General features: G+C 73.9%; 8 protein-coding genes. 7 read left to right on the top strand and 1 reads right to left on the bottom strand.

Features of this window, described 5'->3' with window-relative positions; all coding sequences use genetic code 11:
• The 4 genes from CCN33_RS01465 to CCN33_RS01450 all read left to right on the top strand — a co-directional run.
• A partial coding sequence (locus CCN33_RS01465; RefSeq protein WP_244173543.1) for a S41 family peptidase occupies positions 1–711 on the top strand: 711 nt, incomplete at its 5' end.
• Positions 712–833: 122 nt separating this feature from the next.
• A complete protein-coding gene (locus tag CCN33_RS01460; RefSeq protein ID WP_086690235.1) occupies positions 834–1,187 on the top strand; it encodes a histidine triad nucleotide-binding protein in 354 nt (117 codons plus the stop codon).
• A 5-nt stretch (positions 1,188–1,192) separates the two neighbouring features.
• The gene (locus CCN33_RS01455; RefSeq protein ID WP_086690233.1) at positions 1,193–2,098 is read left to right on the top strand and encodes a ribonuclease Z; all 906 of its coding nucleotides are present in this window, start codon (positions 1,193–1,195) and stop codon (positions 2,096–2,098) included.
• A 29-nt stretch (positions 2,099–2,127) separates the two neighbouring features.
• Positions 2,128–3,132: an adenosine deaminase gene (locus CCN33_RS01450; protein WP_086690231.1), complete on the top strand. Its 1,005-nt coding sequence runs from the start codon at positions 2,128–2,130 to the stop codon at positions 3,130–3,132.
• Here CCN33_RS01450 and CCN33_RS01445 read toward each other — a convergent pair whose 3' ends face one another.
• Positions 3,133–4,524 (bottom strand): MFS transporter, encoded by a 1,392-nt coding sequence (locus CCN33_RS01445; protein ID WP_244173541.1) that lies wholly within the window; start codon positions 4,522–4,524, stop codon positions 3,133–3,135.
• Positions 4,525–5,080: 556 nt separating this feature from the next.
• Here CCN33_RS01445 and CCN33_RS01440 point away from each other — a divergent pair.
• From CCN33_RS01440 to CCN33_RS01430, 3 genes are all read left to right on the top strand, one after another.
• Positions 5,081–6,031, top strand: coding sequence for a 5-dehydro-4-deoxyglucarate dehydratase (locus CCN33_RS01440; RefSeq protein WP_086690229.1), 951 nt, complete (start codon positions 5,081–5,083; stop codon positions 6,029–6,031).
• On the top strand, positions 6,028–7,308 hold the full coding sequence (locus CCN33_RS01435; RefSeq protein ID WP_086690227.1) for a glucarate dehydratase family protein: 1,281 nt from the start codon (positions 6,028–6,030) through the stop codon (positions 7,306–7,308). Before CCN33_RS01440 ends, CCN33_RS01435 begins: the two co-directional genes overlap by 4 nt.
• Before the next feature lie 117 nt (positions 7,309–7,425).
• On the top strand, positions 7,426–8,533 hold a 1,108-nt coding region (locus tag CCN33_RS01430; protein ID WP_425275818.1), incomplete at its 3' end, for a carbohydrate kinase family protein.

Here is an 8,533-nt window from a genome sequence, read left to right as displayed (position 1 = left end):
GCCCCGGCGGGCGGCGGCGAGCCCCGGCACGCCGTCGTCGTCCCGCTCGCCGACGAGGAGCCGCTGCGCTACCACGCCTGGGTCGCCGGCCGCCGGGCCCACGTCCACGAACGCTCCGGCGGCCGCCTCGGCTACCTCCACGTCCCCGACATGCAGGCCCCCGGCTGGGCCCAGATCCACCGCGACCTGCGCGTCGAGGTCACCCGCGAGGGCCTGGTCGTCGACGTCCGCGAGAACCGCGGCGGCAACACCTCCCAGCTCGTCGTCGAGAAGCTCGCCCGGCGCATCGTCGGCTGGGACCTCCCCCGGGGCATGCGCCCCGAAAGCTACCCCCAGGACGCCCCCCGGGGTCCCGTGGTGGCCGTGGCCGACGAGTTCTCCGGCTCCGACGGCGACATAGTCAACGCCGCGATCCGAGCCCTCGGTATCGGCCCGGTCGTCGGCACCCGCACCTGGGGCGGAGTGATCGGCATCGACAGCCGCTACACCCTGGTGGACGGCACGGTCGTCACCCAGCCCAAGTACGCCTTCTGGCTTCAGGGCGCGGGCTGGGACGTGGAGAACCACGGGGTGGACCCGGACGTGGAGATCCCGATGCGCCCCCAGGACTGGGCAGCGGACGAGGACCCCCAACTGAACGAAGCGATAAGGCTGGCCCTGGAGGCACTGGAGAGGCAGCCGGCGAAAACGCCTCCGGGTCTGCCCACCTGAGGGGCGCGGGGCCGTGTCGATGTGCGGCTCCGCCGCGTGGGCGCGACCAGCCCCTACGCACCCGCACCCGAACGACTAGGATGCCGGAGGCAAAGATCATCGGCGAAAGCGAGCGCAGCTACATGGCCGGCGAACCCCAAGAAGACTGCCTCTTCTGCAACATCATCGCGGGCAAGATCCCCGCGGACGTGGTCCGGGAGACCGACACCACCCTCGCGTTCCGGGACATCAACCCCCAGGCCCCCACCCATGTCCTGGTGATCCCCAAGGCCCACTACAAGAACGCCGCGGAACTCGCCGCCGAGGCACCGCAGCTGGCCGCCGATGTCCTCGCGGAGACCCGAGGAGTCGCCGAGGGCGAGTCCCTGGAGAGCTACCGCACCGTCTTCAACACCGGTACCGGCGCGGGACAGACCGTCTGGCACGCGCACGCCCACGTCCTCGGCGGCCGCGGCCTGAACTGGCCTCCCGGATAACCCCCGTGTCCGTACGCGAGTTGGTCGTCCTCGGCACCGCCAGCCAGGTCCCGACCCGGCACCGCAACCACAACGGCTACCTGCTGCGCTGGGACGGCGAGGGCATCCTCTTCGATCCCGGCGAGGGCACCCAGCGGCAGATGCTGCGCGCCGGGGTCGCCGCGCACGACGTGAACCGGATCTGCGTCACCCATTTCCACGGCGACCACAGCCTGGGCCTGGCCGGGGTGATCCAGCGGATCAACCTGGACCGGGTGCCGCACCCGGTCACCGCGCACTACCCGCGCTCCGGTCAGCGCTTCTTCGACCGCCTCCGGTACGCCACCGCCTACCGGGAGACGGTCGACCTCACCGAGGCACCGGTCGACACCGACGGCCCCCTCGCCACCACCCCCTCCTACACGCTGGAGGCGTACGGCCTCTCCCACCCGGTGGAGTCCTACGGCTACCGGCTGACCGAGCCCGACCGGCTCCGCATGCTGCCCGACCGCCTCGCCGCGCACGGCATCTCCGGCCCCGACGTCGGCCGTGTCCAGCGCGAGGGTTCGCTCGGCGGGGTCGCGCTGGAGGAGGTCAGCGAGACGCGACGCGGGCAGCGGTTCGCGTTCGTCATGGACACCCGGCTCTGCCCCGGCGTCCACGCCCTCGCCGAGGGCTGCGACCTGCTCGTCATCGAGTCCACCTTCCTGGACGAGGACGTGCGGCTCGCCGAGGAGCACGGCCACCTGACGGCCGGCCAGGCGGCGACCGTGGCGCGCGACGCCGGGGTGCGGCACCTCGTCCTCACCCACTTCAGCCAGCGCTACTCCGACCCCGCGGAGTTCGAGCGGCAGGCCCGCGCGGCCGGGTTCGAGGGTGAGCTGACCGTGGCCCGCGACCTGGACCGGGTGCCGCTCCCCAAGCGCGGCTGAGCGTCAGGAGGCGGGCGTACGATACTTCGATGCCCCTCCCCAAAGCTGAACTGCACCTGCACATCGAAGGCACACTGGAGCCGGAGCTTGCGTTCCGTCTGGCCGAGCGTAATGGCGTCGAGCTTCCCTACGCCGACACCGAGGCCCTCCGCCACGCGTACCGGTTCGAGGACCTCCAGTCCTTCCTGAACCTGTACTACGAGCTGATGGCCGTCCTGCGCACCGAGCGGGACTTCGAGGAGCTGGCCGACGCCTATCTGGCCCGCGCCGCCGCGCAGGGCGTGCGGCACGCGGAGATCTTCTTCGACCCGCAGGCCCACCTCGCGCGCGGGGTGGAGATGGGGACCGTGATCGAGGGGCTGTGGCGGGCGCTGGGCCGCAGCGAGGAGACCCACGGCGTCTCGACCAAGCTGATCATGTGCTTCCTGCGGGACGAGTCCGCCGAGTCGGCGCTCGCGACGCTGGACGCGGCGGGGCCGTACCTGGACCGGATCACCGGTGTCGGCCTGGACTCCGCCGAGGTGGGCAACCCGCCGGAGAAGTTCCGCGAGGTCTACGCGGCCGCCGCCGCGCTCGGCCTGCGGCGCGTGGCGCACGCCGGTGAGGAGGGGCCGCCGGAGTACGTGGTTCAGGCCCTCGACCTGCTCGGGGTGGAGCGGATCGACCACGGGCTGCGCTCCGTGGAGGACCCGGCGCTGGTCGAGCGGCTGGTCCGGGACCGCGTCCCGCTGACCCTGTGCCCGCTGTCCAACGTCCGCCTGCGCACCGTCGACACGCTGGCCGGCCATCCGCTCCCGGCGATGCTGGAGGCGGGGCTGATGTGCACGGTGAACTCCGACGACCCCGCCTACTTCGGCGGCTACGCGGGCGACAACTTCACCGCCGTCCAGCAGACCCTCGGCCTGACCGAGGACCGGCTGCGCGAGCTGGCCCGCAACTCCTTCCTCGCCTCCTTCCTGGAGGACGACGAACCCCGCCGGGCGCGGTACCTGGCGGAGGTCGAGGCGTACGAATTCCCCCACGGGCAGGCGTAGTCACGCGGGCACGGTCGCGCCGGAGGTGTCGGGGAAGGGGATCTGCACGACCGGGATGCCCTTGGCGGACAGGTCCCGGACGGTGGCTCCGCCGACCAGGATCTCCCCCGCCCGGACGTCCTTGCCGGCCGGGTCCGGGACGGGGGTCTCCCGCAGGGAGATCTCCACGACGGGGAGGTCCTGGAACGGAGCCGGCGGGACCTCGCCGACGGGGACCAGCTCGGTGCGCGGGGCGGCCGCGATCGGGATCTCCACCACCCGCAGGCGGCGGGGCGCCGTCCGCAGGGCGACCGCGGTCATCGGGACGGCCGCCAGCAGCAGTACCGCCGCCAGGACCTCGCCCATCGCCGGGAAGCCCGCGCGGGCGGATAGGACGCTGCCGGTGAGCGGACCGGCCGCCGTGCCCAGCGACGCGGCGGAGCCGACCAGGACCGCCCAGCGGCCGCGGACGTCGAGCGCGGCGGCCAGGCTGATCACGTAGGACAGCACTACCGGGTAGCAGAGGTTCCACGCGATCTCGCCCAGCGCGAAGGACGTCAGGTCGGTGGCCGAGGCGCTGAGCGCGATGCAGCCCGCGATCAGCGCCGTGCCGATACCGATGGGCAGCGCGCGCCCCAGCCGGGGGCCGAGGGCGCCCGCGCCGACCACGCCCAGCAGACCGGCGCCGAGCGCCGTGGCGAACACCGCGCCGACCGTGATCTCGGTGAGGTGCGCCTGCCCGAGGCCGATGCGCCCGCTGACGCCCCACAGCGCGTTCTGCGCCAGCGACCAGCAGGGCATCGTCGCGGCCAGCAGCAGCCCGGCCCGGCGGTGCGGGAGCGGCCGGCGTACGCCGTCGGGGCCGGCCGCCGGGGCGGTACGGGCGGACAGACGGCCGGTGAACGGCCACACCGCGAGCGCGGTCAGCGCGACCGCGCCGAGCGGCAGCCCGTGACCCGGACCCAGGCGGGGGATCGTCAGGTAGAGCGCGCCCGCCAGGGCCGAGACCACGAGCAGCCCGGACGTGGTGGCCCGGTGCGGGTCGCGGCCGGCGGCGATGCCGCTCGCGGCGACCGCCGTCATCGTGCCCGAGCCGAATCCGCCGACGACCGCGCCCAGCACCACGGCGGGCACGGAGTCGGTGAGGGCGGCCGAGCCGTAGCCGAGGACGGCCAGGACGATCCCCAGCCGGGCGAGCGCACGGGCGCCGAACCGGTCCACGCGGGCGGCCAGAGCGAACCCGGCCGAGGCCGAACTCAGCAGCAGAGCACTGCCGACGGCACCGGCCTGGGTGGCGGACAGCGGCAGCGCGCTGTCGAGACGGCCGACCGTGGTCGGCAGCAGATACGAGGCGAGGTACCCGGCCGTGAAAAGGGCGACGAGGGGCCAGGGCGTGGAGCGGGGGGCGAACACGGGCGTTCCCAGGGCAGGCGTGAGCGACAGCTCGACGAGGAGTGAAAGAGGGGGGAGGGGCGACGGCCGTCTGTTCGACGGGAGCGCGCGAGCAAGTTGTATCAAGCACGCGGTTTCGAGAAGAAGCCGGGCCGATGTGATTCAGATCACTATCACGTTTGGTCCGTGCCGCAGCGGGTAGCCACGGTTGATTTCCCGCTCGAACGCCCGGACGGTGATCGCACAGAACTCCGGGATGCGCTATGGTTGTTCACGTCGCGGTCGCCGGAACTCCCGGTGGCGGACAGTGCGTTGGTGGTCCAAGGAAAGACGCCCCGCTTCCTGCGGGGAAATGCAGGTGCAAGGCCTGCCCGGCGCTCCGAACAGAGCCTCATCCCGCTTCCGAGCGGGGTGGGGCTCTTTGCTGCGCGCCCCCGCTCCGCGCCCGCCTGCTTCCGCGCACTCCCCGGTGCTCCCTCCGTCCGAGCGCAACCCGCCCCGCCCGCCGCCCCATTGACGGCCCCAGTACGTGTATCTAGCCTCTGTTCTCATACATGGACGGTATTCACAAGAGGAGATGGTGCGGGTGAGCGGCGCTCCGCAGGACGTGGCCCGGCGGCTGCGGGAGGGGATGGCGGCGGGCGTGCTCTCCTTCCCGCTCACCGCCTTCCACGAGGACGGCACCCTCGACCGCGAGGGCTGCCGCGCCCATGTGGCCGACCGCCTCGCCGCCGCCCCCGGCGCCCTCTTCCCCGCCTGCGGCACCGGGGAGTTCTTCTCCCTGGACGAGGACGAGTACCGCCAGGTCGTCACCGTCGCCGTGGAGGAGGCGGCCGGGCGGGTCCCCGTCGTCGCCGGTACCGGCTACGGCTGGGCGCAGGCCGCGCGCTTCGCCCGGATCGCTGAGGAGGCCGGGGCGGACGCCCTGCTGGTGCTGCCGCACTATCTCGTCGCCGCCCCGCAGGAGGGGCTCGTCGCCCAGCTCGCCCACCTCGCCGCCCGCACCCGGCTCCCGCTCATCGCCTACCAGCGGGACCAAGTGGCCTACACCGTCGACTCGTTGCGGCGCATCGCCGGCATCCCGAACGTCATCGGACTCAAGGACGGGCACAGCGACCTCGACCGCCTCCAGCGGCTCACCCTGGCCGCGCCCGAGGGGTTCCTGTTCTTCAACGGTGCCGCCACCGCCGAGGTCCAGGCCCGCGCCTACACCGCGGTCGGCGTGCCCGCGTACTCCTCCGCCGTGCACGCCTTCGCCCCCGAGATCGCCGGCGCCTTCCGCACCGCGCTGCGTGCCGGGGACGACGACACGGCCGACCGGCTGCTGCGCGGCTTCTACGTCCCCTTCGTCGAACTCCGCGACCGGGTGCCCGGATACGCCGTCTCCCTGGTCAAGGCCGCGGCCCGGCTCAGGGGCGCGCGGGTGGGGCCCGTACGGGCGCCCCTGACCGGCCCCCCGCCCGCCGACCTCGCCGCGCTCAGGGACCTCCTCGCCGCCGGGCTCGACCTCGTGGGAGCCGCCCTGTGATCCCGGAGCTGACCGTCACCGAGGTGCGGCTGACCCCGGTCCTGGTGGCCGACCCGCCGCTGCTCAACACCCAGGGCGTGCACCAGCCGTACACCCCCCGGCTGATCGTGGAGGTGGTCACGGCGGGCGGGGCGACCGGCCTCGGTGAGACCTACGGCGACACCAAGTACCTGGAGCTGGCCCGCCCCCTGGCCGACAGGCTCGTCGGACGCTCGGTCACGGATGTGAACGCGCTGTTCTCGCTCGACCTCGCGGTGGACAGGAGCCGGGAACAGGGCGCGGTCGACGCGGGCGGGCTGCGCGGGGTGCAGAGCGCCGACAAGCTCCGGCTGTCCGTGCTGTCCGCCTTCGAGGTCGCCTGCCTGGACGCGCAGGGGCGGGCGCTCGGGCTGCCCGTGCACGCGCTGCTGGGCGGCAGACTGCGGGACTCCGTCGAGTACAGCGCCTACCTCTTCTACAAGTGGGCCGCGCATCCCGGGTCGGACGCGGACGAGTGGGGTGCCGCGCTCGACCCCCACGGGGTGGTCGCGCAGGCCCGCGCGCTGTCCGAGCGGCACGGGTTCTCCTCCTTCAAGCTCAAGGGCGGGGTGTTCGCGCCGGCGGAGGAGGTCGCGGCGGTACGCGCCCTCGCCGAGGCGTTCCCGGGGCGGCCGCTGCGGCTCGATCCCAACGGGGCGTGGTCGGTGCCGACCGCGCTGAAGGTGGCGGACGAAGTCGGCGGCCTGCTGGAGTACTTGGAGGACCCGGTGCTGGGCACCGACGCCATGGCCGAGGTGGCCGCGCGGACCGGGGTGCCGCTGGCCACCAACATGTGCGTGACGACGTTCGGGGAGATCAAGGAGGCCTTCGGCCGGGACGCCGTGCAGGTGGTGCTCTCCGACCACCACTACTGGGGCGGGCTGCGCAACACCGGGCACCTCGCGGCGATCTGCGCCGCCTTCGGGGTCGGGGTGTCCATGCACTCCAACACCCACCTCGGGATCAGCCTCGCCGCGATGACCCAGGTCGCCGCCACCGTGCCGAACCTGCGCCACGCCTGCGACTCGCACTACCCGTGGCAGGCCGAGGACGTGCTCACCGAGCGGGTGCCGTTCACCGGCGGCCAGGTCACCGTCTCCGACCGCCCCGGCCTCGGCGTCGACCTCGACCGGGACGCCCTCGACCGCCTCCACCACCGCTGGGCGACGGCCGACGGCCCCCTGCGCGACCGCGACGACAGCGCGGCGATGCGGGTCGCGGTCGCGGACTGGCGCACCCCGGTGATGCCCCGCTGGTGACCCCGCGCGCCCCCGCCGGACAGGCCCCAACCATCGGATTCCGGCCGCCGACCCCTCGGTCGGCGGCCGGTCGGTGGTGCACACTGGCCAGATCCGTACCACGTCAGGGAGCCCGCACTGATGCCGTCCCACGCGATCGCCGGAGAGGAAACCGGAGGCGACCCGGAGCACCTCACCCGGGCAGCACGCCACCAGACCCAGGTCGACCCGCTGGCCGCGCTGCGCGCCCCCGGCGATCCGCCCTGGGACGTCTATCTCACCGGCACCGTCTTCCTCGACATCGTTTTCACCGGCCTGGACACCGCCCCCGTGCGCGGTACCGAGTCCTGGGCGCGCGGAATGGGCTCCAGCCCCGGCGGGGTCGCCAACATGGCCGCCGCGCTGGCCCGCCTCGGCCTGCGGACCTCGCTGGCGGCGGCCTTCGGGGACGACCACTACGGGGAGTACTGCTGGGACGCGCTCGCGCGGGGCGAGGGCATCGACCTCACCCCCTCGCGCACGGTGCCCGGCTGGCACTCGCCGGTCACCGTCTCCATGGCGTACGAGGGGGAGCGCACGATGATCTCCCACGGCCACGAGCCGCCCCCGGAGGAGCCCGCGCCCGACTGCCCGCCGCCCGCGCGGGCCGCCGTCGCCTCGCTCACGCCGGGCCGCCGGGCGCCCTGGATCGCCCAGGCCGCCCGCAAGGGCACCCGGATCTTCGCCGACGTCGGCTGGGACGACACCGGTGCCTGGGACCTGGCCGGGCTCGCCGACCTGGAGCACTGCGAGGCGTTCCTGCCCAACGCGGAGGAGGCGATGCGGTACACCGGCTCCACCTGCCCCAAGGCGGCCGCGCACGCCCTGACCGAGTACGTACCGGTCGCGGTCGTCACCCTCGGCGCGGAGGGCGCGTACGCGGTGGACCGGCGCACCGGGGAGACCGCCGAGGTGCCCGCGATCGCGGTGGAGGCCCTCGACCCGACCGGCGCCGGGGACGTCTTCGTGGCCGGCTTCGTCACCGGCACCCTCGCCGGCTGGCCCCTCGCCGACCGCCTCGCCCTGGCCGGCCTCACCGCCGCCCTCTCCGTCCAGGAATTCGGCGGCTCCCTCTCCGCCCCCGGCTGGTCCGAGATCGGCGCCTGGTGGCGCCGGGTCCAGTCCCTCGACACCCAGAACCCGGCAGCCCTGCGCCGCTACGCCTTCCTGGACCCCCTGATCCCCACCCACCTGGACCGCCCCTGGC

This window comes from Streptomyces recifensis (genome assembly GCF_002154615.1).
GTDB classification, from domain to species: Bacteria; Actinomycetota; Actinomycetes; order Streptomycetales; family Streptomycetaceae; genus Streptomyces; species Streptomyces griseoluteus.
This window is presented reverse-complemented; position numbering and strand designations above follow the sequence as displayed.